At 67.7% G+C, this 24,988-nt stretch carries 18 protein-coding genes; 15 read left to right on the forward strand and 3 right to left on the reverse strand.

Features of this window, described 5'->3' with window-relative positions; all coding sequences use genetic code 11:
- The first annotated feature begins 33 nt into the window (after positions 1-33).
- From IAE24_RS09750 to IAE24_RS09770, 5 genes are all read left to right on the forward strand, one after another.
- Positions 34-432 (forward strand): hypothetical protein, encoded by a 399-nt coding sequence (locus IAE24_RS09750; RefSeq protein WP_043783237.1) that lies wholly within the window; start codon positions 34-36, stop codon positions 430-432.
- Between the two features lie 167 nt (positions 433-599).
- Positions 600-1,928: a tRNA (N6-isopentenyl adenosine(37)-C2)-methylthiotransferase MiaB gene (gene miaB, locus IAE24_RS09755; RefSeq protein ID WP_012203445.1), complete on the forward strand. Its 1,329-nt coding sequence runs from the start codon at positions 600-602 to the stop codon at positions 1,926-1,928.
- A gap of 220 nt (positions 1,929-2,148) precedes the next feature.
- Positions 2,149-4,437 (forward strand): tetratricopeptide repeat protein, encoded by a 2,289-nt coding sequence (locus IAE24_RS09760; protein WP_199960696.1) that lies wholly within the window; start codon positions 2,149-2,151, stop codon positions 4,435-4,437.
- Positions 4,434-5,654 carry a hypothetical protein gene (locus IAE24_RS09765; RefSeq protein ID WP_199960754.1) on the forward strand — a complete coding sequence of 407 codons (1,221 nt, stop codon included), beginning with the start codon at positions 4,434-4,436 and terminating at the stop codon, positions 5,652-5,654. The genes IAE24_RS09760 and IAE24_RS09765 overlap by 4 nt, the downstream gene beginning before the upstream one ends.
- The gene (locus IAE24_RS09770; protein WP_199960697.1) at positions 5,651-6,325 is read left to right on the forward strand and encodes a DUF1266 domain-containing protein; all 675 of its coding nucleotides are present in this window, start codon (positions 5,651-5,653) and stop codon (positions 6,323-6,325) included. Before IAE24_RS09765 ends, IAE24_RS09770 begins: the two co-directional genes overlap by 4 nt.
- A gap of 48 nt (positions 6,326-6,373) precedes the next feature.
- Here the strand turns inward: IAE24_RS09770 and IAE24_RS09775 are convergent, their stop codons facing one another.
- The 3 genes from IAE24_RS09775 to ffh all read right to left on the reverse strand — a co-directional run bounded on the left by IAE24_RS09775 (position 6,374) and on the right by ffh (position 8,914).
- Complete coding sequence (locus IAE24_RS09775) at positions 6,374-6,778, reverse strand: helix-turn-helix domain-containing protein (protein ID WP_199960699.1); 405 nt, start codon at positions 6,776-6,778, stop codon at positions 6,374-6,376.
- A gap of 80 nt (positions 6,779-6,858) precedes the next feature.
- Complete coding sequence (locus tag IAE24_RS09780) at positions 6,859-7,413, reverse strand: C40 family peptidase (RefSeq protein WP_013804083.1); 555 nt, start codon at positions 7,411-7,413, stop codon at positions 6,859-6,861.
- Positions 7,414-7,519: 106 nt separating this feature from the next.
- Positions 7,520-8,914 carry a signal recognition particle protein gene (gene ffh / locus IAE24_RS09785; RefSeq protein WP_012203439.1) on the reverse strand — a complete coding sequence of 465 codons (1,395 nt, stop codon included), beginning with the start codon at positions 8,912-8,914 and terminating at the stop codon, positions 7,520-7,522.
- Positions 8,915-9,171: 257 nt separating this feature from the next.
- On the opposite strand from ffh, the gene IAE24_RS09790 reads away from it, so the two are divergent.
- The 10 genes from IAE24_RS09790 to IAE24_RS09835 all read left to right on the forward strand — a co-directional run bounded on the left by IAE24_RS09790 (position 9,172) and on the right by IAE24_RS09835 (position 24,841).
- On the forward strand, positions 9,172-13,068 hold the full coding sequence (locus IAE24_RS09790) for a response regulator (RefSeq protein WP_199960701.1): 3,897 nt from the start codon (positions 9,172-9,174) through the stop codon (positions 13,066-13,068).
- Positions 13,061-13,987, forward strand: coding sequence for a GGDEF domain-containing response regulator (locus IAE24_RS09795; RefSeq protein ID WP_013804086.1), 927 nt, complete (start codon positions 13,061-13,063; stop codon positions 13,985-13,987). Before IAE24_RS09790 ends, IAE24_RS09795 begins: the two co-directional genes overlap by 8 nt.
- An 83-nt stretch (positions 13,988-14,070) precedes the next feature.
- Positions 14,071-14,886 (forward strand): cytochrome C assembly family protein, encoded by an 816-nt coding sequence (locus tag IAE24_RS09800; RefSeq protein ID WP_012203436.1) that lies wholly within the window; start codon positions 14,071-14,073, stop codon positions 14,884-14,886.
- Positions 14,883-15,134 carry a PP0621 family protein gene (locus IAE24_RS09805; RefSeq protein WP_199960703.1) on the forward strand — a complete coding sequence of 84 codons (252 nt, stop codon included), beginning with the start codon at positions 14,883-14,885 and terminating at the stop codon, positions 15,132-15,134. Before IAE24_RS09800 ends, IAE24_RS09805 begins: the two co-directional genes overlap by 4 nt.
- A 2-nt stretch (positions 15,135-15,136) precedes the next feature.
- Positions 15,137-16,900, forward strand: a complete 1,764-nt coding sequence (locus IAE24_RS09810; RefSeq protein ID WP_063327208.1) for a sensor histidine kinase — start codon at positions 15,137-15,139, stop codon at positions 16,898-16,900.
- On the forward strand, positions 16,900-18,447 hold the full coding sequence (locus IAE24_RS09815) for a sigma-54-dependent transcriptional regulator (protein ID WP_199960705.1): 1,548 nt from the start codon (positions 16,900-16,902) through the stop codon (positions 18,445-18,447). Before IAE24_RS09810 ends, IAE24_RS09815 begins: the two co-directional genes overlap by 1 nt.
- Entirely contained in the window at positions 18,434-19,069 is a 636-nt protein-coding gene (gene ampD / locus IAE24_RS09820) for a 1,6-anhydro-N-acetylmuramyl-L-alanine amidase AmpD (RefSeq protein WP_199960706.1), read from the forward strand. The genes IAE24_RS09815 and ampD overlap by 14 nt, the downstream gene beginning before the upstream one ends.
- Positions 19,070-19,598: 529 nt before the next feature.
- Positions 19,599-22,520 (forward strand): ribonucleoside-diphosphate reductase subunit alpha, encoded by a 2,922-nt coding sequence (locus IAE24_RS09825; protein WP_013804092.1) that lies wholly within the window; start codon positions 19,599-19,601, stop codon positions 22,518-22,520.
- A gap of 206 nt (positions 22,521-22,726) precedes the next feature.
- A complete protein-coding gene (locus tag IAE24_RS09830) occupies positions 22,727-23,818 on the forward strand; it encodes a ribonucleotide-diphosphate reductase subunit beta (protein ID WP_012203430.1) in 1,092 nt (363 codons plus the stop codon).
- A gap of 177 nt (positions 23,819-23,995) precedes the next feature.
- A complete protein-coding gene (locus tag IAE24_RS09835) occupies positions 23,996-24,841 on the forward strand; it encodes a hypothetical protein (RefSeq protein WP_199960708.1) in 846 nt (281 codons plus the stop codon).
- Positions 24,842-24,988: the final 147 nt, after the last annotated feature.

Below are 24,988 nucleotides of genomic sequence, written 5' to 3' on the forward strand. Positions count from 1 at the left end.
TAGAATCGCGGGTTCAGCCCCTGGATGTACACCATGAACCGCTGCAAGCCCCATTTCTCTCCCGTCCGCCGCCTGTGTGCCGGCGCCCTGCTCGCCGGCCTGGCCTGCGCCAGCCTGGGCGTGGCCGCGCAAGGGCTGCCGTCCAACGAGACGCGCAATTTCCCCCCGCAGGCCCAGTTCGGCGAGCTGGTCGTGACCCAGTTCCCCGAGGTGGAGATCGACGGCAAGACCATTCGCACCAGTCCGGGCTTTCGCCTGTTCAGCCCTGAACGCACGCTGGTGCAGGCCATCAATTACCAGGGCAGCAAGCTCGTGGTGGGCTATGTGATCGAGCCGCAGACGCAGTGGCTGCACCAGGCCTGGATCCTGACCAAGGCCGAGGCCGACAAGCACTACAAGCCCAAGTCGATGCTGCAGCGCATCTTCAACTGAGCACCGCGCGCACCACAGCAAGCGCACAGCACGTACACGGCTGACGCGGCCCGCGACTTGCGGGGCGCAGCGGCCCGGCCATGGGGCACGCCGCCCCCTGGCCGAGCCACCTTCATTTTTTGCAGACCGCCGCTTGCAGTGCGGCGGCTGCCTGACGGAACCCCACCATGTCCAAGAAAGTCTTTATCAAAACCTTCGGCTGCCAGATGAACGAGTACGACTCGGACAAGATGGCCGATGTGCTGGGCGCAGCCCAGGGCTACGAATCCACCGACGATCCCGAGCAGGCCGACCTGATCCTGTTCAACACCTGCTCGGTGCGCGAGAAGGCGCAGGAGAAGGTGTTCAGCGACCTGGGCCGCTACAAGCACCTGAAGGAACGCGGCGTGCTCATCGGCGTGGGCGGCTGCGTGGCCAGCCAGGAGGGCGAGGAAATCATCAAGCGCGCGCCCTATGTGGACGTGGTCTTCGGCCCGCAGACCCTGCACCGCCTGCCCGAGCTGCTCAATGCACGCGCCGCCAAGCACAAGCCCCAGGTCGATATCAGCTTTCCCGAGATCGAGAAATTCGACCACCTGCCGCCCGCGCGCGTGGAAGGCTCCTCGGCCTTCGTCTCCATCATGGAAGGCTGCTCCAAGTACTGCAGCTACTGCGTCGTGCCCTATACGCGCGGCGAGGAAGTCAGCCGCCCGTTCGAGGACGTGCTGATCGAGGTCGCCGGCCTGGCCGACCAGGGCGTGAAGGAAGTCACGCTGCTGGGCCAGAACGTCAACGCCTACCTGGGCAAGATGGGTGACACGGCCGAGATCGCCGACTTTGCCCTGCTGCTGGAGTACGTGTCCGAGATCCCCGGCATCGAGCGCATCCGCTACACCACCAGCCACCCCAACGAGTTCACGCCGCGCCTGATCGAGGCCTACGCTCGGCTGCCCAAGCTGGTCAGCCACCTGCACCTGCCCGTGCAGCACGGCAGCGACAAGATACTCATGGCCATGAAGCGCGGCTACACGGCCATGGAGTACAAGAGCACCATCCGCAAGCTGCGCGCCATCCGGCCCGAAATGGCCATGAGCAGCGACTTCATCGTGGGCTTCCCCGGCGAGACGGAGGAAGACTTCCAGAAGATGATGAAGCTCATCCACGACGTGCGCTTCGACAACAGCTTCAGCTTCATCTTCAGCCCCCGCCCCGGCACGCCGGCCGCCAACCTGCACGACGACACGCCGCACGAAGTCAAGCTGCGCCGCCTGCAGGAGCTGCAGGCCGTGATCAACAACAACATCAAGGACATCAGCGACGAGCGCGTGGGCACGGTGCAGCGCCTGCTGGTGGAAGGACTGTCCAAGCGCGATGGCAGCGAACTCATGGGCCGCACCGAGTGCAACCGCGTGGTGAACTTCCCGGGCAACGAACGCCTGATCGGCCAGATGATCGATGTGAAGATCACCGAGGCCCGCACCTTCACGCTGCGCGGCGAAGTCGTGGTGCGCCACTGATCCCAACCCGATCCCGGCGGCCCCGGCGGCCCCGGCGGCCCAGCGTCTCCTGCGTAACCAAAGCCCGGCAATGCCGGGCTTTTTTGCATGTAACAGGACGTGAAAACAGCCCGGCCACTCTGGCATGGTGCCGGCTGGCCCGCTAGCATCGCGGGGTCGCCGCCCTGAGGTCCGTCGGCCTGCATGGCTTTTCCAGCTTCGCTTGCTTGCTATCGATTCCATGAACACCTCCCAGCCCGCCACCGCCCAGGCCGTCCTTGAGGGCGAAGCCCTGCATGCCTTCATGGACCAGGCGCACGACCTGCTGCAGCAGGAGGCTGATGCCAGCCCCATCGCCCCGGCCGAACGCCAGGCGGCCGTCATGGAGCTGCTCTCCCAGCAGCGTTTCGCCCCGGCCACGGTGGGCGAGCTGGAGCGCCTGCACGATCTCTGGCTGGACCTGGAACGGCCCGAAACCGCCAACGCACTGCTGCGCGAACACCGCGCTGCCACGCTGCAGCCCTTGCAGGGCGACAACCACCTGCTGGCCACGGCCAGCCTGGCGCTCAGCGACATCCAGAGCCGGCTGCGCTTTGACCGTGAAGGCGGCGTGGCCCTGCTCGCGCCCGCCGCCGATCTCATGGGCCGGCTGCCGCATACCAGCGAGCCCTACCGCTACTGGAACGGCTGGCACTACCTGGCCCGCGAAGCCCAGGCCTGGGAGCTGGCCGAGCAAGGCGTGGACCTGCAGCGCAGCCACGAACGCAGCGACCCGGATGGCGAGGCCTCCCCCGCGCGCCGCGACGCGCGTGCCTGCCTGCGCAAGGCCGAGCTGGCCCGTCTGCGCGGCGATGTGCCCGCCACCGTGCGCCAGGTGCAGGCCGCCACGGCGCTGCTGACCCAGGCCGATGCAGAGCAGAACGTGGACTTCGACGACTGGCTGCACCTTGCGCGCGAGGTCCTGCCGCTGGCCCCGCAAAGCGTTCCGGCCGTGCTCATGGCGGCGGAGCAGCACCTGGCCCGCACCGAAAGCCCCGCCGCATCGCAGGCGGTGCGCACGCACCGCAAGGTCCATGCGGCCCGGCTGCAGGCCATGGCCTGCCATGCCATGGGCCAGCCCGAGGCCGCGCTGCAGCTGGCTGCGCTGGGCCGCTTCGGCCTGGTGGATGACTCCGACGATGCCTTCAGCGGCCTGGTGCTGCAGTGGCTGGAAGAGGCGGGCCGCCTGGCCGATGCGGCGGACCTGGCGCTGGAAAGCGTGCTGCACAGCCGCCCCGGATCGGCCCGTCAGGGCTATGAACTGGCCTTGCGCAGAGTGGACAGCGACACCGCCCATGCACCGGCCTGGGCGCTGATCCTGGCCTGGGCGGGACTGGATTCCGACATGCAGGAGATCCTGGAAGACAGCCCGGCTGCTCCGCGCAGCGCCGACGACTACTTGGCCCTGGCGCGCACCCAGGCGCCCGGCCACCCTCTGCTGGACCTGATCGACGGCTGGCGCCTGGCCAAGGACCGCCAATGGGAGCAGGCCCTGCCTCTGCTGGAGCGCGGCGTGACCGAGCAGCCCCGGCACGCCAACTCCGAGCTGCTGCCCATGCTCTGGGCCGCGCGCTTCGCCGTGCTGCCCGCCGCGCAGGCGCTGCAGCGCCCCTTTGCGCAGGGCCATGGCGCCCACTGGTGCTATGCAGCGGGCGTGACCCTGGACGACGAGGACGACCTGGCCGCCATCATGGGCGAGGGCCGGCAGGTGCCGGGCGACGAGGTGCGCGAGCCGCTGGTGCAGCGTTACTACGAAGAGGGCCTGGCCCGCTTCGAGGCCTTCTGGGCCACCGGCCAGGGCCGGTACAAGGACGCGCACCTGCACGTCTACTCCATGCTCTGCAACAACCTGGCCATCAAGTACCGCTCGCAGCAGCGCTATGACGAGGCGGCGGCCCTGCACCACAAGGGCCTGTCCAGCAGCCCCTTTGCCGAACACCACGACGGCCTGCTGTGGTGCGCCATCCGCCGTGACGACCGACCCGGCATCGTCACGGCGGCCGAGCAGCTGTGGCACTTCACCCAGGACTACGGCTACAGCCGCCACTGCCCCACGGACTACTTCCCCAGCGCGGCGCTGGCGCTCTACCAGCTGGGCCGCGCAGGCGAAATCGGCATCTGGCTGGAGCGCCTGGACCAGTGGTTCGAGGAATTGGACGAGGACGACCAGCGCGAACAGCGGCGCGACTACCTGGCCTCGCTGATGTCCCTGCTCGACTTCTTCTCCGAAAACCATGGCGAACTGGTGCGCCCGCGCCTGGACGCCCTGCTGCCCGAAGTGCGCGCCCTGGGCGAGTGCTACACGCTGCGCCGCCTGGCCTGCGCCATGGAAAGCTGCGGCCCCATCGACCAGGCCGTGGCCCTGCACCGCGAGGCCATCGACAAGCTCACGCCCGACGACGGCGAGGCCGAGCACAGGATGGCAAAGGACGGCCTCAAGCGCTGCCTCAAGCTGCGCTCGGACAGCAAGCCCTGGTGGAAGCTGTGGTGAACCCGGGCGCCGGTGCCAACGCCGCCAGTGCCTATCGGCCGCGCGACGTGGTCAATGCGCCGGCCATCAAGCAGCGCATCCGCGAGCGCAGCGCTGCACGCGGCGACAGCGAGGAGATCGCCGCCTGGCTGGCCAACCACTTCTACCGCCATGTGATCGGCAACCTCGACGCCGATCCGCCTGCCGTGCAGCCCGTGTCCACGCAGGCCGAGCTGATGCGCCTGCACCGGCGCGCCGAGCCTGCCGCCTGGGCGCTGGAGCGCCTGCGCGAACATGCGTCCCGCCAGCCGCTGTCACCGGACAGGCCGGCGGCCGACGGCAGCGCGCCGCTGTGGTGGGTGGAGCCCGACAGCGCACCCCTGCTGGCGCTGGAGAGCCGGCTGCTGGAGTTCCTGTCCACCCGGCGCGGCACCGCGCTGGAGGGCAAGCTGCAGCGCATCAACTGCCCGCAGGCGCTGGCGCGCTGGACGCTGGAGCACCTGGCCTTCGCCCGGAAAAGCGACAGCGGCTGGGCCGAGCACCGGCCCGGCGCCGTGCGCCCGCTGCTGCGTGGCCAGCTGGGTGTCTTCGTCGAATTCGATGCCCAAAGCCCGGACCTGCGCGCCGAAATGGCCTATGAAAGCCAGATGATGCGCCACTGCCTGGGCCAGTTCAGCGAGCGCGGCGCACTGCGCGGCGGCTATGGCGAGCACTACGCCGAAGCCTGCGAGCAGGGCCGGCTGCGGCTGTTCAGCTACCGCACGGGCACGGCCCAGCCGCGCATCACCGTCAGCGCCCAGGTGCGGGACGACGGGCGGCTGCGCATCGACCAGATCAAGGGCAAGCAGAACCGCCCGCCGATTGCGCGCTACCTGGCCGATGTGCTGGCCCTGCTCAATCACCTCGATACCGATGGCGAGGCGCCGGCGGACGCCCTGGCCATGGGCATCGTGCGCCGACCGGCACAGCTGCTGGCCACGGGCAGCGCGGCTGCCTGGTGCGCGGCCAGCGAGCTGCACACCGAGGCCGAGCAGCTGTGGCTGCTGCAGTCCCACCCGGCGCTGCTGGAGCAGTTGGATATCCGGTCGCCCCTGATGCAATGGCTGGTCGCGGCACGCCGCGACACCGTGCCCGTGCCCGCCTTCGAGCGCATGCCGCGCAGCGCGGCCCTGCAGCAGTCGCTGGAGCTGGCGCGCCGCCGAGCGGGATCGCCGGGCAGGACAGGAAATCCGAGATGAACGCCTTCACCCTTGTTGTGCTGTCTGCACTGCTCTGGTGGGCAGTGCGCGCCGGCCTGCGGCGCATGCGTGCGTCGCGCCAACGCGGTGACTTCAGCAGCTACCGCAGCGGTGACGCGGCACTGGACTGGGCCCTGGCCCTGGCCCATCCCATGGCCTTTCACGCCATCCAGGGCGGCTTTGCGGACCGGCAGCTCAACGGCGCCGACTCCGCACTGACCACCCAGCTGCGCCCCATGGTGCTGCACCACCTGGGCCTGCGCACCGACCTGGACGATACCCAGATCGCACGCCAGTTGCCCGACGGCCTGCGCCAGCGCTGGTTCACGCTGGACCTGCAGCGCCTGCAGGCCGGTGACGATCCCCATGCCGCCATGGCCTTTGCCTGCGCGCGCGTGGCCTTCCATGTGCGCTGTGCCTGGCTGCTCGGCTGGGTGGACGAGGCCCTGCACCAGCAGATCCTGCACCTGAACGCATGCCGTGCGCGGGACTGCTTTGACAGCTGGCAGGCCTTCGGCCTGGCCTACGCACGCGGCCGCAGCCAGTGGCTGGCCCGTGGCCGCGCCGACGTGCTGGGGCGCAGCGTGACGCCCGAGCAAGTGCAGCAGTGGGTGGCCGATCCGCGCCACCCCTGGCATGCCATGCCCTGGCAGCAGCAGGCCGTCCGGTGACTGCCGCCAGGCGGGAGCGCCGCCTGCCCTGCCTGCCCTGCCCGGTGCTCAGCCTTCGCCATGCACCTTGGCGAAGGTGAGGATCACCTCCCGCACCACCTGGCGCTGAGGCGCGGGCAGCTTCAGAAAGGCATCGAAGGTTTCTCGTTCGAGATAGCCCACGCCCGGCTCCTGGCATTCGAGCGGCGACGGCAGGGACGACGGGGACCGGTGGGCCGACTCGCCATAGCGCAACACATCGGGCTCGACCTCGAGCAAACCCGCCAGCAGCACCAGCTTGTCCTGCTCGGGAACGGCCTCGCCGTTCAGCCAGCGCGAGACCGCCTGGAACGAGATCGGCCGCCCCCAGTAACTGGAATTGAACAGCTTCAGAAGCACGCTGGGCCGGGGCTCCAGTCCCGCAGCCTCGATGGCCTGGCGCAGGCGCAGTGCGAATTCGAGCTTGTTACGCATTCCGACACCCTGGATTTCCCTGGAATCTTGATTGACTCATCGATTGAAGACCCGGCTCAAACCCGTCGCCCGGCCAGCGTTCAGGCGAAGATGCTGCGCGCCTCGGTGAAGCGCTTGGCGAAATAGATGTTGTCCATGCGCACGCGCTGCACCGTGCCGCCGCTGGACGGTGCATGCACGAACTGGCCGTTGCCCACGAAGATGCCCATGTGCGAATAGCGCGCGCCCAGGGTATTGAAGAACACGAAGTCGCCGCGCTGCAGGCTGCGGCTGCCCACGGGATTGCTGAACTGCGCCCACTGCGCCGTGGTGCGCGGCAGGCGGTTTTCGGTGATGCCGCCCACGGCCCACTGAATCAGGCCGCTGCAGTCGAAACCGCCTTCGGGCGAATTGCCGCCATAGGTATAGGGCGTGTTGACCACAAGCATGGTGCGCGCCAGCAGCGCCTCGCGCAATTCGCCGTCCAGATTGAGCGCCTGCGGCGAAGGCACCGGCGCCGGGCCCGCGCCCTTGCGCGGAGCGGAAGAGCAGCCAGCCAGCAGCACGGCGGCCGCCAGCAGACCCCAGTCACGGCGCGAGAGCCGCGCGCCGGTCACCGGAGACACCGCAAGGGAAGTCGAAACACCAGCCTTCATGGCGCTGCATGTTCTCACAAAGCCCTCGCGGCCAAAAGAAAAGCCGCAGGCTGCGCTGCGGCTTGGCGGGAAAGAGCGCGCGGCCCGGCGGCTCAGGCGGTGCCCATCAGAACGGGAGCTTGGGCATGCCGCCGCCACCGCCCATCATTCCCTTCATGGCCTTCATGCCGCCCATGCGCTTCATCATCTTCATGAGGCCGCCGCCCTTCATCTTCTTCATCATCTCCTGCATCTGCTCGAACTCCTTGAGCAGGCGGTTGACTTCCTGAACCTGCACGCCCGCGCCGTCGGCAATGCGCTTCTTGCGCGTGGCCTTGATGATCTCGGGCTTCTTGCGCTCCTTGGCGGTCATGGAGCAGATGATGCCTTCCTTGCGGCGGATCTCGCGCTCGGCCTTGTCCATGTCCACCTGGCCGGCCTTGGCCGTGAGCTGGGCCGGCAGCTTGTCCATGAGGTTGGACAGGCCGCCCATCTGCTTCATCTGCTGGATCTGGGCCAGGAAGTCGTTGAGGTCGAAGCCGTCACCGCTCTTGACCTTCTCGGCCAGCTTCTGCGCGGCCTCCATGTCCACGCCCTTGGTGACCTGCTCGACCAGGGCCACGATGTCGCCCATGCCCAGCACGCGCTGCGCGTGGCGGTCGGCGTCGAACACCTCCAGGCCGTCGATCTTTTCGGACACGCCGGCGAACTTGATGGGGGCGCCCGTGATCTGCCGCACCGACAGCGCCGCGCCACCGCGCGAGTCGCCGTCGAGCTTGGTCAGCACGATGCCGGTCAGGGGCAGCGCTTCCTTGAAGGCCTTGGCCGTGTTGATCGCATCCTGGCCCTGCATGGCATCGACGACGAACAGGGTCTCGACCGGCTTGAGCGTGGCGTGCAGATCCTTGATCTCGGCCATCAGCAGCTCGTCGATGGCCAGGCGGCCGGCCGTATCGACCAGCAGCACGTCAAAGAAGTGGCGCTTGGCGTAATCCAGCGCGGCCACGGCGATGTCGTGGGGTTTCTGGTCAGGCGTGGAGGGGAACCACTCGGCACCGGCCTGGGCGGTCACGGTCTTGAGCTGCTCGATGGCGGCGGGGCGGTACACGTCGCCCGACACGGTGAGCACCTTCTTCTTGCGCCGCTCGATCAGGTGCTTGGCCAGCTTGGCCGTGGTCGTGGTCTTGCCGGCGCCCTGCAGGCCGGCCATCAGGATGACGGCCGGCGGCTGGGCGTTGAGGTTGATGTCGGCCACGCCCTCGCCCATGGTGGCGGCGAGTTCCTTGTTGACGATGGACACCAGCAGCTGGCCCGGCTGCAGCGAGCCCAGCACCTCCTGGCCCAGCGCCTTTTCCTTGACGCGCGCAACGAAGTCGCGCACCACGGGCAGAGCCACGTCGGCCTCGAGCAGGGCCATGCGCACTTCGCGCAGCATGTCCTGCACGTTGGATTCGGTGATGCGGGCCTGGCCGCGCATCTCCTTGACGAGTCGCGAAAGTTTGTCGGTCAGAGCGGAGGCCATAAGCGGGGAGGAACTGGAGTCGTCGGAAAGGAAAAGGTGTGCTGCAGCGAGCCAGCCGGGGCCAGGTGGCCAAGTGGGGCCGGGTCGCGGCACGGACCCTGCAGATCCCGATGATTCTACCCGCTGCCCCTGCCGGGGTAAGTACCGGCCTTCCGTGCCCCACGGCAGGCATCGGCCAGCAGTAACATGCGCAATGTTTCCATAGTTTATGGCTATCACATTCCGCAATGCTGGCTTGCTACCGCCTGGGAGTCTTCATGCCTGATACGCCGTATCGCCAGTTTCTGGACCGTGTGCCCGACGGGTTTCTTCTGTTTGACGAGCAGGGCGGCCTGCTCGATGCCAATGCCCAGGCCTGCGCCAGCCTGGGCCATCACAAGGCCGCCATGCTGGGACTGGGCATCATGGACGTATGGCTGGACCTGGATGGACGGCCGCGTGATTTCTGGCGGGACATGGTCGTGGACAGCCAGGCCCTTCTGCGAGGCCGGCTGATCCGCCGCGATGGCAGCAGCTTGCCCGCCGAGATCCATGTCCATTGCCTGTCACTGTCGGGCAGGCGGCTTTTCTTCACTACCTGGCACGACCTCGGCGAGCGCACCGGCCAGGACGAGCCGATCGGCCAGCCCAATGCGCAGCTTGAGCCGCACCTGCAAAACCGCACCTGGCCGTGGCAGGACTCGACGCGCCTGCTGGAGACCGTGATGCGCGAGACGCCCGACCTGGTCTTCGCCAAGGACCGGCAGGGCCGCTACACCTTCGCCAACCCCGCCACAGCCCGCTTTGCCGGACGCGCGCCCGAAGACATCGTGGGCAAGACCGACCAGGAGCTTTTCTCCGACAGCAGCTTCACCGACAGCGACCGCCGGGTGCTGGACAGCGATGCGCCCGTGGTGATGGACGATCATCTGCTGGTCGACGGGCAGCGCCGCATCTTCCAGTCCACCAAGATTCCCTATCGCGATGCCGAGGGCCGGACGGTGGGCGTGCTGGGCATTGCGCGGGACATCACCCTCATGCGCCAGACCGAGTCCCAGCTGCAAAAAAGCTACGACGTGCTGCGCCAGGCCGAACAGCTGGCGCGCCTGGGCAGCTGGACATGGGAACTGGACACCGGGCACTTTCAGGCTTCGGAGATGATGTATGTGATGAACGGCCTGGACCCCCAGGGTCCGCCACTGAAGCGCCATGCCCTGCGCGCCATGCTCGGGCCGCAGGATCTTGCCCGGCTCACCGCTGCCGTGGATCTGTGCATCAGCACCGGCCAGTCCTACAGCATCGATGTGGTCCAGCGCTGCCCGGACGGCCGGCAGTTCGCCGCCCGCCTCATGGGCCGGGCCCTGCGCGACGAGCAAGGCCGCATCGTCGCGCTCAGCGGCACGCTGCAGGACCTGTCCGAACGCGAGGACGCACGCATGCGCCTCGAAGCCCTGGCCGACAACCTGCCCAGCGGCGCCATCTACCGCCTGGAAGGCGGCTTGACGCAACTGCGGCTCAGCTACATCAGCGCCGGCATAGAGAACCTGATCGGCGTGCCGGCCCACGCCATCATGGCCGATCGGCAGGTCTACCTGAATGCCATCCATCCCGAGGACCTGCCGCTCTACCAGGGGATGATGCAACGCTCGATCGATACGCTGCGGGTCTTCGATTGCCGCTTTCGCGTGATCAGGCCCGACGGAGAGATCCGCTGGCTGCGCTGCCGCTCGGCCCCCCGGCGCTGTCAGGAGGGCATGGTCTGGGACGGCATCATGCTGGACATCACCCGCGAGCGCGAGGCCGAGCAGGCGCTGCATCAGGCCAAGGAAGCCGCCGAAGCGGCCGAACGCGCCAAATCGGATTTCCTGGCCATCATGAGCCACGAAATCCGCACACCCATGAATACCGTCATCGGCATGACGCGCCTGGTGCAGCAGACCGCGCTGACATCGCGCCAGCGCGGCTACCTGGAGAAGGTGGAGCGCTCGGCCAGCGCCCTGCTGGCCGTGATCAACGACATCCTCGATTTCTCCAAGATAGAGGCGGGCATGCTGGCGCTGGAGGAAGTGGACTTCGCCCTTGACGATGTGCTGGAGACCGTGACGGCCTCCACGGCGCTGCGCGCAGAGGAAAAGGGCTTGGAAGTGGTCTATGCGCTGGACCCGCAGCTGCCGCCCCGTTTGCGCGGCGACCCAATGCGCCTGGGCCAGGTGCTGACCAACCTGGTCGGCAACGCCATCAAGTTCACCGAGCATGGCGAGGTGGTGATCTCCCTGCATCTGGAGCCGCCGCCGGTGGACGCGCCTGCGGATGCCGATGCGGACACCACGGCAGCACCCCTGCACCACCTGTGCGTGAGCGTGCGCGACACCGGCATAGGCCTGGATGCATCGCGGGCCGAGCGGCTGTTCCAGCCCTTCACCCAGGCCGACATCCAGACCACGCGCCGCCACGGCGGCACCGGCCTGGGCCTGGCCATCTGCCACAGGCTGGTGCAGCTCATGGGCGGCAAGATCGGCGTGTGCAGCCAGCCCGGCCAGGGCAGCGACTTCCGCTTCACGGCCAAGGTCCGGCTTGCCACGGATGCGCTGCCGGACGGCCACGACAACCTGGGCAGCACCGGCGTTCTCATCGTCGATGACAACGCCAGCGCGCGCGAGGCGCTGGCCGCCATGGTGCGCAGACTGGGCATGCGCTGCGATACGGCGGCGGAGGGCATGCAGGCGCTGCGCATGCTTCAAGAGGCCGCACGCCAGGAATCCCCCTATGGCCTGGCCCTGCTGGACTGGCGCATGCCCGGCATGGACGGACTGGAGCTGGCACGCCGCATGCGCGAGCGACAGGACCTGGTCAAGACCCCGGCTGCGCTCATGGTCACGGCCTTCGGGCGCGACGAAGTGCAGCTGCATGCTGCGCAGTTTGGCCTGCGGGGCCTGCTGATCAAGCCCCTGACCGCATCGGCACTGAGGTCCTCCATCCGGGAGGCGCTGCGGGACCCCGAATCGACCCAGCCTGAAGACCCGGCGGCCGGCCCGTCGCCACAGCAGCGCTACCCGGGCCTGCCTGGGCGCAGGGTGCTGGTGGTGGATGACAACGTGCTCAACCGCGAGGTGGCCACCGAGCTGCTGGAGCAGGCCGGCATATCGGTACAGACTGCGCAAGACGGTCTGCAGGCGCTGCAGCTGCTCGACAGCCAGCCTTTCGATGCCGTGCTCATGGACGTGCACATGCCCGGCATGGACGGCCTCAGTGCCACGCGTGCCCTGCGCACGCGCAGCGCGCTGCGGCATCTTCCGGTGATCGCGCTGACTGCACAGGCCTATGTCGAGGAGCGCGCCCGGATCGAGGCCGCAGGCATGAATGCCCATCTGACCAAACCCGTTGACGATGTGCTGCTGTACGAGACGCTGCAGCGCTGCCTGCGCGCAGCCCCCCCGCCAACGGCAGCGCCTGGGCCGGCCGCGCCCTCCCGGCCCACGCCGCCAACCCCTGCCCCGGCCTGGGATCCTGTGCAGCTGCGGCAACGCCTTGCCAGCCAATCGCCGCGCATGCAGCATGCGATCGAAGGCTTTGCCCAGGACTTTGCCGATGCGCCGCAACAGCTGCGCCGCGCCGCGCGCAGCGGCAACTGGGCAACCGTGGCGTCGCTGGCGCATACCTTCAAGGGCAGCCTGGGCTACCTGGGCGCGAATCTGCTGGAGCAATGGTCGGCCATGGCCGAGACCGGCGCGCATGCCTGCATGTCAGGCGACGGCAATGGCGGGAATGCCCGGCCCAGCGGTGATCTGCCATCCCTGGTGCAGGCGCTGGCCGATGGGCTGCAGGGCCTGCTGGCGGAAATCGCCGTGCGGTCCGGGCAGGCGGCCTTGCCACCCCCGGCCACGGTGTCCAGCGCTGCGCCCCCGCAGCAGCCGCAGCGGCAGCCGATGACCGCAGAGGAAGTCTCATCCACGCTGGCTCGGCTGCGGCTGCAGATTGCCGACAGCGACTATGCCGCCGTGGCCGAACTGGAACGGCTGCGGCCCCTGGTCAGCGGGCGCCATGCGTCCGTGCTGCAGCGCATCCAGCGCTGCACCGAGTCCCTGGAAACCGAGGCGGCGCTGCAGGCGCTCGATCAGCTGGCGCGGAGCATGGCTGCGAACCGGATGGCCCTACAGGGAGCTGCAGATGCTTGACGCCCTGACCGGGTCGGAGCTGCCCACGGTCCTCATCGTGGACGACGAGCGGCTGAACCGCAGCATGCTGGCCGAGCTGCTGAGCCCCCACTACCGAGTGCTGCTGGCCAAGGACGGCCCTGGCGCCCTGGTGGTCGCCCACCGCGAAGCCCACCGCCTGCAGCTGATCCTTCTGGACCTGGCCATGCCCGGCATGAACGGCTACGAGGTGCTGGGTGCGCTGCGCGCGCAGGAGCGCACCGCCCATATCGCCGTCATTTTCATCACCGGACAGAGCAATGCCGAGGCCGAGGAATACGGCCTGCGCCTGGGCGCGGCCGACTATGTCTCCAAGCCCATACGCCCCGCCGTGGTCGAGGTGCGCGTGCGCAACCAGATACGGCTGGCCCTGCAGCGCCAGGCCCTGGAGCGCCTGGCCATGGTGGACGGGCTGACCGGCCTGGCCAACCGGCGCCACTTCGACGACGTGCTGGAGCGCGCCTACCGCCGCAGCCTGCGCACGGGCGAGCCCGTGGGCCTGGCTCTCATTGATATAGACCACTTCAAGCAATACAACGACTGCTATGGCCATGTGCAGGGGGACGAGGCGCTCAAGGCAGTGGCCGCCACGCTGCAGCGGCATGCGCGCCGGCCCTACGACCTGGCCGCGCGCTTTGGCGGCGAGGAATTCGCGCTCATCCTCCCCGGCGAAAGCGATGCCCCGGCCATGGCCGAGCATTTCCGCCAGGAAGTGCTGCGCCTGTCCATCGCCCACGCCGCCTCTCCCACGGCGCCGCAGCTCACCGTCAGCTGCGGCGTACTCACCGTGCGGCAGCCGTCTGCCGCGCCTTTGGAAACCTGGCTGCAGAAGGCGGACGGCCTGCTCTACCAGGCCAAGGCCCAGGGGCGCAATCGCATCGAGGCAGCCGTGGAGCCCTGAAAATGCGCGCCGAACCACGGCATGGCACCCGGATTCTGAGCCTGCACAACCGGCGGCGGGAAAGCCACAGCTATCATTGAAAGATGCTCTCCGTCCCCCTGATTTCCGCCAACGTATCGCCCCTGGGCTGGATGCTGGCGCTTGCCGCAGCCGTGGCCTATGCCGTGCCAGCCGCCGGCGCCCGACGCATCAGCCAGGCCGGCGCCCGCATTGCCCTGCGCCTGGCCTGGGTGCTCCACGCCCTGGCCCTGGCCTGGGGCCTGCTCGGGGAGCAGCCTCACTTCGGCTTTGCACCGGCCCTGTCCATGACGGCCTGGCTGGTGCTCACCGTCTATGGCGTCGAGCAGCAGCTGTTCCCCAAGATGCGCGCGCAGCTGGCGCTGTCCGCGCTGGGCACGGCCGCCGTGCTCATGGCCGCGCTGTTTCCGGGAACGCCCCTGCATGTCAACGCCTCGCCCTGGCTGCCGCTGCACCTGGCACTGGGCATTGCCTCCTACGGACTGTTCGCGGCCGCCGTGGTCCACGCCTCGCTGATGACACGCGCCGAGCAGCACATGCGGCTGGGCGGCGGTGGCCATGACAGCGGCCTGCCGCTTCTCACGCTGGAGCGCCTGACCTTCCGCTTCGTGTCCGCAGGCTTTGTGCTGCTCACGGCCACGCTGGCCGCAGGCTGGCTGTTCGGCGAACAGCTCTATGGCAAGGCCTGGGTCTGGAACCACAAGTCTGTGTTCTCGCTGCTGTCGTGGCTGACCTTTGCCGTGCTGCTGATCGGCCGTGCGCGCTTTGGCTGGCGTGGCCGCAGCGCCGTGCGCATGCTCTATGCAGGCGCCCTGCTGCTGCTGCTGGCCTATGCGGGATCGCGCTTCGTCATGGAAGTGCTGCTGGAGCGCACCACATGAAGTACCTGCTGGTCCTGATCGTCATCATCGTGGCTGTCGGCATCTGGCGCAGCCAGCGCCGTGCCGAGGCCCGCGAGCGGCGCCACGCCGCTGCGCCGCGCAACCCGACCAATGCGCCGCTGGCGGCTCCACAGGACATGGTCGAGTGCGCGCACTGCGGCCTGCACCTGCCGCGCAGCGAGGCCATCGAGGCGGCCGGCCGCAGCTACTGCAGCGCAGAGCACCGCACCCTGGCGCAACGGCGCTGAGCATGCAGGACGCGGTCCCCCCCCAGCCACCCACCATCGACGAGGCCGCGGCGCAGTCGCCGCACGACGCCAACGCCCCCTTTGTCCGGCTATGGCAGGGCTTCCTGACCGGCCGCGTGCTCATCGCCACTGCGCTTTTGCTGCTGCAGCTGGCGCTGCTCAGCGTGCAGCCCGGCGGCAATTCCCTGGTCTGGCTGGTTTGCCTGGGCTACCTGGGGCTGACGCTGCTGCTGCGGCTGACGGCACGCGCCCAGCCGCCCTCGCCCCGCGCCGGCGTGCACTGGCTGCCCGTGATCGGCGTGGACATCGCGGTCATCTGCCTGCTGCAGATGCTGCAGACCGGGCCGCTGAACTACTCGGCCCTGCTGGCCATTCCCATCCTGATCTCGGCCGTGCTGGGCAATCTGACGCTGGCCCTGGCCACCACGGCCAGCGTCACGCTGCTGACCCTTGGCTGGGTGGCATGGCAGGACGTGGCTGGCCGCATAGAAAGCACCCAGGCCTACTACCAGGCCAGCTTTGCCTGCGCAGGCTATTTCGCGGTGGCCTATCTGACGCACGAGCTGGCACGCCGCGTGCGGCGCGAGCGCCACCTGGCCCAGCACAGCAGCCGCAAGGCCCAGACGCAGGAACAGGTCAATGCCCTGGTGATCCGCCACCTGGGCGAAGGCGTGCTGGTGGTCGATCCCCAGTTCCGCGTGCAGCAGGCCAACCCGGCCGCGCTGCACCTGCTGGGGCTGGCCGACGCGCATGCCCTGCCCTTCGCCCTCAAGGAGCATTCCGGCTGGCAGCGGCTGCAGGACGCCGTGGCCCAGAGCTTTGCCCAGAACCTGCCCATCTCGGCCGCCATCCATCTGCAGTCCATCGGCCAGGAAGGCATGACGGGCCTGCACCTGCGCACCTGGCTGACCGAAGTCGCCACCCCATCCGACGCCGCCGACGCGGCCGAGCCCGCGCTGCTGCAGCAGCTGTGCGTGGTCTTTTTGCATGATCTGCGCGAGATGGAGGCGCGGCTGCGCACGGAAAAGCTGGCATCCATGGGCCGCATGTCGGCCGCCGTGGCCCACGAGATCCGCAATCCGCTGGCCGCCATCACCCAGGCCAATGCCCTGCTGGCCGAGGATCTGGCGCAGGACCCGGCCCAGCAGCAGCTGTGCCGCATCGTGGGCCAGAATGCCGAGCGCCTGGCACGCATCGTCGAGGACGTACTCAACATCGCCCGGGCCCAGCAGCACATTGGCGAGGCGCATGCCGGCCTGCTGGCCCTGGACCAGCACGTGGCCCAGGTTTGCCAGGAATGGCAGGCCCAGGGCCAGCCCGCGCACAGCATCCAGCTCCTGCTCGACGCCAGGGACAAGACCGTGGTGTTCGATGGCGAGCATCTGCGCCGCATCCTGGTGAACCTGCTGGACAACGCCCGGCGCTACCGCAGCAACGCCCACGAGCCACACACGCTGCAGGTGCTGACCGGCGCGCCGGCCGGCGGCCAGATCTGGCTACAGGTCTGGAGCGACGGCGCGGCGCTGGAGCCCACGGTGCAACGCCATCTGTTCGAGCCCTTCTTCTCTTCGGAAAGCCGCTCCAGCGGCCTGGGCCTGTATATCTGCCGCGAGCTGTGCCAGCGCTACGATGCCAGCATCAGCTACCAGCGGCTGTCGCGGCCCACGCCGCACGGCCCTGTCGAGGGCAATGCCTTCAGCATCGTGTTCCGTGCCGGCCCGGCCTCGGCCCTGCCGGCCTCCCTGTTTGATCAGATTGTGGTGTGATGCCTTTGAACTCCCTGCCCGCTGCCGCATCGATCCTTGTCGTGGACGACGAGCCGGATCTGCGCACCCTCTATGAACTGACCCTTCTGCGTGAAGGCTACCGCGTGGAGACTGCCGCCAGCGTGGGCGAGGCGCGCGAGCAACTGCAGACCCAGCGCTTCGACGTGGTCATCACCGACATGCGCCTGCCCGACGGCATGGGCATGGAGCTGCTGCAGGACCTGCGCAGCCAGCAGCGGCGCGAGCGCTGCGTGGTCATGACGGCCTACGGCTCCGCCGAGAACGCCGTCGAGGCCCTGCGCTCAGGCGCCTTCGACTACCTGACGAAGCCCGTGGACCTCAAGCAGTTCCGCCTGGTCGTGGCCTCGGCCGCCCAGGGCGTGGGCGGTGTGCCGGCCCCGGGCGTGATGCCGGCGCGCAGCCCTTCGGCCGCTCCCGCCGCCAGCCCGGTGCTCAACGGCAGCGGCGCACTGGACGCCATGGTGGGCGAGTCGCCCGCCATGCAGGCCGTCAAGCAGCGCATTGCCAAGGTGGCGCGCGGCATGGCGCCGGTGCTGGTGCATGGCGAGTCGGGCACGGGCAAGGAGCTGGTGGCCCGCGCGCTGCATGCCTGCAGCCAGCGCGCCCATGGCCCCATGGTGGCCGTGAACTGCGGCGCCATTCCCGAAAACCTGCTGGAGGCCGAGTTCTTCGGCGCGCGCAAGGGCTCCTATACCGGCGCCACCCAGGACCGCGACGGCTACTTCCAGGCGGCGCGCGGCGGCACCTTGTTCCTGGACGAGATCGGCGACCTGCCCCTGGCCATGCAGGCCAAGCTGCTGCGCGCCATCCAGGAGCGCCGCGTGCGCCCCCTGGGCTCCGCACAGGAGGAAGCGGCCGATGTACGCATCGTCAGCGCCACCCACCGTGACCTGGCTGCCGATGTGCAGCAGGGGCGCTTCCGGCAGGACCTGTACTACCGCCTCAATGTCATCGAGGTGCTGCTGCCCCCGCTGCGTGAGCGCCGCGAAGACCTGCCTGCCCTGTGCCGCGCCCTGCTGGCACGGCTGTCGCAGGAATCCGGTCTGCCCATGCCCGAGATCGACGAGCGTTCAGTGCAGCAGATCGCCCGCCTGCCCCTGCCCGGCAATGTTCGTGAACTGGAGAACCTGCTGCACCGCGCCATCACGCTGGGCGAGGACGGGCCGCTGCGCATAGATCCCGAGATGCAGCTGCCCTGCGGCACGCCGCCCGCACCGCCCGCACCACCCGCATCCGCCTCGCCCTCTTCTTCGCTCTCGCCTTCGCGCCCCCTGCCGCCAAGCGGCCCGCTATCGCCAGAGCCAGCCGATGCCGACCTGCCCCGTGACCTGCAGGCCTGGCTGGACGAGCGCGAGCGCGGCATCCTGGTGCAGGCGCTGCAGGAAAACGGCTTCAACCGCACGGCCACCGCCGCGCGCCTGGGCCTGAGCCTGCGCCAGATCCGCTACCGCATCGACCGGCTGAACATCGCCCTGCCCGGCGATGCCAGCGCGGAGACGGACGGAGGCGGCCATGGCGAGTCCTGATCCGCAGCCGCAAGCCACCCAGGCCCCGGCCTGGACCTGGCAAGGCGGCTGGCTGCAGCAGGCCCGCCACCTGCCCTCGCCCAACTTTGGCGAGCGCCCGGCCCAGGCGCTGGTCGATCTGGTCGTCGTGCACTCCATCAGCCTGCCCCCCGGCGAGTACGGCACGGGTGCGGTCCAGCAACTGTTCACCAACCAGCTCGACTGGGACGCTCATCCTTACTACCAGGGGATACGCGGCCTGGAGGTGTCGGCGCATTTCTTCATCACGCGCCAGGGCGAGGTCTGGCAGTTTGTGGACTGCGACGCGCGCGCCTGGCATGCAGGCGCTTCCTGCTGGCGGGGCCGCGACCGCTGCAACGACGACTCCATCGGCATAGAACTCGAAGGCCTGGAGGGCCTGCGGTTCGAGCCGGCCCAGTACGCGGCGCTCGATGCCCTGTGCAACGCCATCGCGGCGCGCTACCCCGTGGCCCATCTCGCAGGCCATGAGCACATCGCGCCGGGCCGCAAATGCGATCCGGGCGCAGGCTTCGACTGGCACCGGCTGCGCGGGCTGCTGGCCCATCACCCAGCCACGGCGAACTGGCAGCTGCCGCCGGGCGCGGGCCAGCCCTCCACGTAAGCGCACACCCTCATCGCAGGCACCGCCAGGTCTTGCGCAAAATCCCGCTTGTCCACAGGCAGAGGACAAAGGCTGTGTCAATCCAGAAAGCAACCGATGTGGCGCGCCAGGCGCATGCACCGGCTGCCTGATCATTTTTTACAAATTCACGCATGTGTCGCAGCCCCACTGTCCATGGGGCTTTCAGCGGTCCGACCGGCGCAGGGCCAAGGCTGCCGCGGCTTGCGGCGGACCATCGCCCGCAAGCCACGGCGCAGCGGGCCTTTGCTGCTATTGGCTTGTAGGTTGCGCACCCGTTTGGCGCAGCGCAAACAGCGGTTTTCCGGCTGTGAGTACCCCGTGTACATGAGACGGCGATACACTACAGGTAGTGCCCAGAAGCACGCTGGACACCATATCTAGTGTTCACAAGCTGTGCACACCCTGTGAAAACGGTGTGTACATCCGACCCCGATTCCATCTCCCAGCAAGCCTGCCCCAAGTGCAGGTCCGCGTCCGTTCTATCCACAAACACCCGTTGAGGAAACTCATGCAAGAAGCACTGAATTCTTTGGCTCCCGCTGCGCACGGTGATGCTGCCAATCCTTCCTCCGCCCATCACCTGTCCGTGCAGGACGGCTACCAGATCATCCGCCGCAGCGGCGATGTGGTGCCCTTCACGCCGCAAAAGATCGCCGTCGCGCTGACCAAGGCCTTCCTGGCCGTGCGCGGCGCCCAGGGCGCGGCCTCCGCCAGCGTGCGCGAGACCGTGGATGAGCTGACCCAGGCCGTGGTTCGCGCACTGCTGCGCTCGCGTCCGGGCGGCGGCACCTTCCATATTGAAGATGTGCAGGACCAGGTCGAACTGGGCCTGATGCGCGGCGGCCACCACGACGTGGCACGCGCCTACGTGCTGTACCGCGACCGCCGCAACCAGGAACGTGCCGAGCAAAAGAAGGCCGCCGAGGCCGCAGCGGTTGCCGCCGCAGCACCGGCGCCCGTGCTGCATGTGACCGACAACGGCCAGCGCGTGCCGCTGGACCAGGCCCGCCTGCTGGCGCTGATCGAGGCGTCCTGCCGCAACCTCAACGCCGATATCCAGGCCGCCCCCATCGTCGCCGAGACGCTGCGCAACCTGTACGACGGCGTGCCGATCGAAGAAGTCTTCAAGGCCTCCATCCTGGCCGCTCGCACGCTGATCGAGAAAGACCCCGACTACACCTACGTCACCGCCCGCCTGCTGCTGCACACGATCGTGCGCGAGGTCATGGGCCGTGACGTGCACCCGGCCGACATCCAGGCGGCCTACGCAGAGTACTTCCCCGGCTTCATCCGCAAGGGCGTGGACAACGAGCTGCTCAACCCCGAGCTGCTGAACTACGACCTGCCCCGCCTGGCTGCCGCCATCAAGGCCGAGCGCGACGAGCAGTTCGACTACCTGGGCCTGCAGACCCTGTACGACCGCTACTTCCTGCACGTGCGCAAGACGCGCATCGAGCTGCCCCAGTCCTTCTTCATGCGCGTGGCCATGGGCCTGGCGCTGCAGGAAGAGGACCGCAATGCACGCGCCATCGAGTTCTACGAGCTGCTGTCGTCCTTCGACTTCATGAGCAGCACGCCCACGCTGTTCAACAGCGGCACGCTGCGCTCGCAGCTGTCTTCCTGCTACCTGACCACGGTGCCCGACGATCTGGACGGCATCTATGAGTCCATCAAGGAAAACGCCCTGCTGTCCAAGTTCGCCGGCGGACTGGGCAACGACTGGACGCGCGTGCGCGCCCTGGGTTCGCGCATCAAGGGCACGAACGGCGAGTCGCAGGGCGTGGTGCCCTTCCTCAAGGTGGTCAACGACACGGCCGTGGCCGTGAACCAGGGCGGCAAGCGCAAGGGCGCCGTCTGCACCTACCTGGAGACCTGGCACCTGGACATCGAGGAATTCCTCGAACTGCGCAAGAACACCGGCGACGACCGCCGCCGCACGCACGACATGAACACGGCGAACTGGATTCCCGACCTGTTCATGAAGCGCGTCATGGAAAAGGGCCACTGGACCCTGTTCTCGCCCTCCGATGTCGGCGACCTGCACGACCTCTTCGGCGCCGCCTTCGAGCACGCCTACAAGGCCTACGAAACCAAGGCCGACAACGGCGAACTCAAGCTGTTCAAGCGCATCCCGGCCATGGACCTGTGGCGCAAGATGCTGTCCATGCTGTTCGAGACCGGCCACCCCTGGGTCACCTTCAAGGACCCCTGCAACGTGCGCTCGCCCCAGCAGCACGCCGGCGTGGTGCACTCGTCCAACCTGTGCACCGAGATCACGCTGAACACCAGCGACACCGAGACCGCCGTCTGCAACCTGGGCTCGGTCAACCTGGCGCGCCACATCGTCGATGGCGCCATCGACCACGGCAAGCTGCGCAAGACCATCACCACGGCCATGCGCATGCTGGACAACGTGATCGACATCAACTACTACGCCGTGCAGAAGGCCAAGGACTCCAACCTGCGCCACCGCCCGGTGGGCCTGGGCCTGATGGGCTTCCAGGATGCGCTCTATGAAATGCGCATCGCCTACGCCAGCGACGCGGCCGTGGAGTTCGCCGACCAGTCGATGGAAGCCATCTGCTACTACGCCTACTGGGCCTCCACCGAGCTGGCCAAGGAACGCGGCCAGTACTCCAGCTACAAGGGCTCGCTGTGGGACCAGGGCATCCTGCCGCTGGACACGCTGAACCTGCTGGAGAAGGCACGCGGCGGCTATGTGGAAGTGGACCGCTCCTCGCGCCTGGACTGGGATGCCCTGCGCGCCAAGATCGGCCAGCACGGCATGCGCAACTCCAACTGCGTGGCCATCGCGCCCACGGCGACCATCTCCAACATCGTCGGCGTCGATGCCTCCATCGAGCCCTCGTTCGGCAACCTGTCGGTCAAGTCCAACCTGTCCGGCGAGTTCACCGTCATCAACCAGTACCTGGTGCGTGACCTGAAGCGCCTGGGCCTGTGGGACGACGTGATGGTCATGGACCTCAAGCACTTCGACGGCTCGCTGCGCCCCATCGACCGCGTGCCCCAGGACGTCAAGAGCCTGTACGCCACCGCCTTCGAGGTCGAGCCCACCTGGCTGGTCGAGGCCGCTGCGCGCCGCCAGAAGTGGATCGACCAGGCCCAGAGCCTGAACATCTACATGGCCGGTGCATCGGGCAAGAAGCTGGACGACACCTACAAGCTGGCCTGGCTGCGCGGTCTGAAGACCACCTACTACCTGCGCACCACCAGCGCCACCAACATCGAGAAGTCCACGGTGCAAAGCCGCGTGCTCAACGCCGTGCCCTCGGCCGCCGCCGCACAGCCTGCCGCCGTGAACACCTCCAGCGCCCTGGAAGCCGCGGCAGCCGCCGCGCGCGCCCAGGCACCGGCGACGGACATCAAGTTCTGCGCCATCGACGATCCCGGCTGCGAAGCCTGCCAGTAAGCCGCGCAGCGCGGGGCCTCGCCACGGCGCAGGCCCCGCGCCCTGCCCGCCAGCCAGCGCCATGCGCAGGATCTTCGCCATGGACCTTGGGCCTGCTCAACACGCCAGGCCACCCATGGTCCTACATTGACCGGAGCAGAAAGAGAGGACTCTTTCGCACCGAATGAACTGAACATATGCCCCAGGGCATGCCGGAGAAAATTGCAATGCTGACCTTTGACGACGACGCCACCCTCTCGAACACGCCCAGCGGCGCGGAGGCTGCGCCGAGCACCACACACAAGCGCGTGAATGCCGCCGACAAGCGCATCATCAATGCCAAGACCGACGTCAATCAGCTGGTGCCGTTCAAGTACAAGTGGGCCTGGGAAAAGTATCTGGCCACCTGCGCCAACCACTGGATGCCGCAGGAAGTGAACATGAACCGCGACATCGCCCTGTGGAAGGACCCCAACGGCCTGACCGAGGACGAGCGCCGCATCATCAAGCGCAACCTGGGTTTCTTCGTGACGGCCGATTCGCTGGCCGCCAACAACATCGTGCTGGGCACCTACCGCCACATCACGGCGCCCGAATGCCGCCAGTTCCTGCTGCGCCAGGCCTTCGAGGAAGCCATCCACACCCACGCCTACCAGTACATCGTGGAGTCGCTGGGCCTGGATGAGGGCGAGATCTTCAACGCCTATCTCGAAGTCCCCTCCATCCGCGACAAGGACGAATTCCTGATCCCCTTCATCGAAGCGATCATGGACCCCGCCTTCAAGACCGGCACCTTCGAAACCGACCAGACCCTGCTCAAGTCGCTGATCGTTTTCGCCTGCCTGATGGAGGGCCTGTTCTTCTACGTGGGCTTCACGCAGATCCTTGCGCTGGGCCGCCAGAACAAGATGACCGGCGCCGCCGAGCAGTACCAATACATCCTGCGCGACGAGTCCATGCACTGCAACTTCGGCATCGACCTGATCAACCAGCTCAAGCTCGAAAATCCACAGCTGTGGACACCCGAATTCAAGGAAGAAATCACGGCGCTTTTCGTCAAGGCCGTCGAGCTGGAATACCGCTACGCAGAGGACACCATGCCGCGCGGCGTGCTCGGAATGAACGCATCGATGTTCAAGGGCTACCTGCGCTACATCGCCAACCGCCGCGCCACGCAGATCGGCCTTGAGGCCCTGTTCCCCAACGAGGAAAACCCGTTCCCCTGGATGAGCGAGATGATCGATTTGAAGAAGGAACGTAACTTCTTTGAGACACGCGTCATCGAGTATCAAACCGGCGGCGCACTTTCCTGGGATTAATCGCTTCTCTGCAGGCACAATGCGAACCATGACGCGCTTCACGCTTTTGCAATACCGATGGTGTTGCGGCGTGGGGCGTCTCCGTGTTCATTGCGATGCGTCACTCCACATCGCTTTGGATCGCTTCGGAGCCCCGTACCCCGAAGTGTTTTGTGCAAATCAACGAAGGAGAAGATGATGGCAACTGCGAAGAAGACGGCCTCCACCAAGGCCCCCACCGACAAGAAGACCACTGCCAAAAAGGCGGCTGCTCCCAAGGCTGAAACCGTGAAGAAAACCACGGCCACTGCCAAGGCAGCACCCGTCAAGAAGGCTGCTGCACCTGCTGTGAAGAAGGCTGCAGCTCCTGCTGCCAAGAAGGCCGCTGCACCTGCTGCAAAGAAGGCTGCCGCTCCTGCCAAGAAGGCTGCTGCACCTGCTGCGAAGAAGGCTGCCGCTCCTGCCAAGAAGGCTGCTGCTCCTGCTGCGAAGAAGGCTGCCGCTCCCGCCAAGAAGGCTGCTGCTCCTGCTGCAAAGAAGGCCGCCGCTCCTGCCAAGAAGGCTGCTGCTCCTGCTGCAAAGAAGGCTGCCGCTCCCGCCAAGAAGGCTGCTGCACCTGCCGCAAAGAAGGCCGCTGCTCCTGCCAAGAAGGCTGCTGCTCCTGCTGCAAAGAAGGCCGCTGCTCCTGCCAAGAAGGCTGCTGCTCCTGCTGCCAAGAAGGCCGCTGCTCCCGCTGCCACAAAGGCTGCTGCACCTGCCGCGAAGAAGGCCGCTGCTCCCGCCAAGAAGGCTGCCGCTCCTGCTGCTGCCAAGAAGCCCGCTGCAGCTGCCAAGCCTGCCGCAGCGCCCGCCAAGGCCGCAGCAGCTCCTGCCGCTCCCGCCAAGAAGGCTGCAGCCCCGAAGAAGGCCGCTGCCCCCAAGAAGGCCGCAGCAGCTCCCGCCGCTGCCGCGCCTGCAGCTCCCGCTGCCGCACCCGCGCCCATCGCGCAAACCCGCCTGGCTCCCCAAGCCGCATGGCCCTTCCCCACAGGCAACAAGCCCTGAGACTTTTCCGGTCTCAAAGCAAAAAGCCCGGCTCTTTGGAGTCGGGCTTTTTTCATCGCCGGGCCGCCCCAAGATGAAAAATGCCCCCTCGGGGGGCAGCGGTCCTTGCGCAGCGAGGCAAGCGTGGGGGCCATCTTTCATTGTGAA

It is taken from the genome of Delftia sp. S65, assembly GCF_016516495.1.
Taxonomy (GTDB): Bacteria; Pseudomonadota; Gammaproteobacteria; order Burkholderiales; family Burkholderiaceae_C; genus Comamonas; species Comamonas acidovorans.

What these genes read in the sequence shown, in the direction of transcription:
- IAE24_RS09810 (WP_063327208.1), top strand. Translation starts at nt 15,137, where the DNA reads ATGCAGGACGCGGTCCCCCCCCAGCCACCCACCATCGACGAGGCCGCG.
- IAE24_RS09760 (WP_199960696.1), top strand. Translation starts at nt 2,149, where the DNA reads ATGAACACCTCCCAGCCCGCCACCGCCCAGGCCGTCCTTGAGGGCGAA.
- IAE24_RS09795 (WP_013804086.1), top strand. Translation starts at nt 13,061, where the DNA reads ATGCTTGACGCCCTGACCGGGTCGGAGCTGCCCACGGTCCTCATCGTG.
- IAE24_RS09805 (WP_199960703.1), top strand. Translation starts at nt 14,883, where the DNA reads ATGAAGTACCTGCTGGTCCTGATCGTCATCATCGTGGCTGTCGGCATC.
- IAE24_RS09835 (WP_199960708.1), top strand. Translation starts at nt 23,996, where the DNA reads ATGGCAACTGCGAAGAAGACGGCCTCCACCAAGGCCCCCACCGACAAG.
- IAE24_RS09775 (WP_199960699.1), bottom strand. Translation starts at nt 6,778, where the DNA reads ATGCGTAACAAGCTCGAATTCGCACTGCGCCTGCGCCAGGCCATCGAG.
- IAE24_RS09770 (WP_199960697.1), top strand. Translation starts at nt 5,651, where the DNA reads ATGAACGCCTTCACCCTTGTTGTGCTGTCTGCACTGCTCTGGTGGGCA.
- IAE24_RS09750 (WP_043783237.1), top strand. Translation starts at nt 34, where the DNA reads ATGAACCGCTGCAAGCCCCATTTCTCTCCCGTCCGCCGCCTGTGTGCC.
- IAE24_RS09830 (WP_012203430.1), top strand. Translation starts at nt 22,727, where the DNA reads ATGCTGACCTTTGACGACGACGCCACCCTCTCGAACACGCCCAGCGGC.
- IAE24_RS09815 (WP_199960705.1), top strand. Translation starts at nt 16,900, where the DNA reads ATGCCTTTGAACTCCCTGCCCGCTGCCGCATCGATCCTTGTCGTGGAC.
- IAE24_RS09790 (WP_199960701.1), top strand. Translation starts at nt 9,172, where the DNA reads ATGCCTGATACGCCGTATCGCCAGTTTCTGGACCGTGTGCCCGACGGG.
- ampD (WP_199960706.1), top strand. Translation starts at nt 18,434, where the DNA reads ATGGCGAGTCCTGATCCGCAGCCGCAAGCCACCCAGGCCCCGGCCTGG.
- miaB (WP_012203445.1), top strand. Translation starts at nt 600, where the DNA reads ATGTCCAAGAAAGTCTTTATCAAAACCTTCGGCTGCCAGATGAACGAG.
- IAE24_RS09780 (WP_013804083.1), bottom strand. Translation starts at nt 7,413, where the DNA reads ATGAAGGCTGGTGTTTCGACTTCCCTTGCGGTGTCTCCGGTGACCGGC.
- IAE24_RS09825 (WP_013804092.1), top strand. Translation starts at nt 19,599, where the DNA reads ATGCAAGAAGCACTGAATTCTTTGGCTCCCGCTGCGCACGGTGATGCT.
- ffh (WP_012203439.1), bottom strand. Translation starts at nt 8,914, where the DNA reads ATGGCCTCCGCTCTGACCGACAAACTTTCGCGACTCGTCAAGGAGATG.
- IAE24_RS09800 (WP_012203436.1), top strand. Translation starts at nt 14,071, where the DNA reads ATGCTCTCCGTCCCCCTGATTTCCGCCAACGTATCGCCCCTGGGCTGG.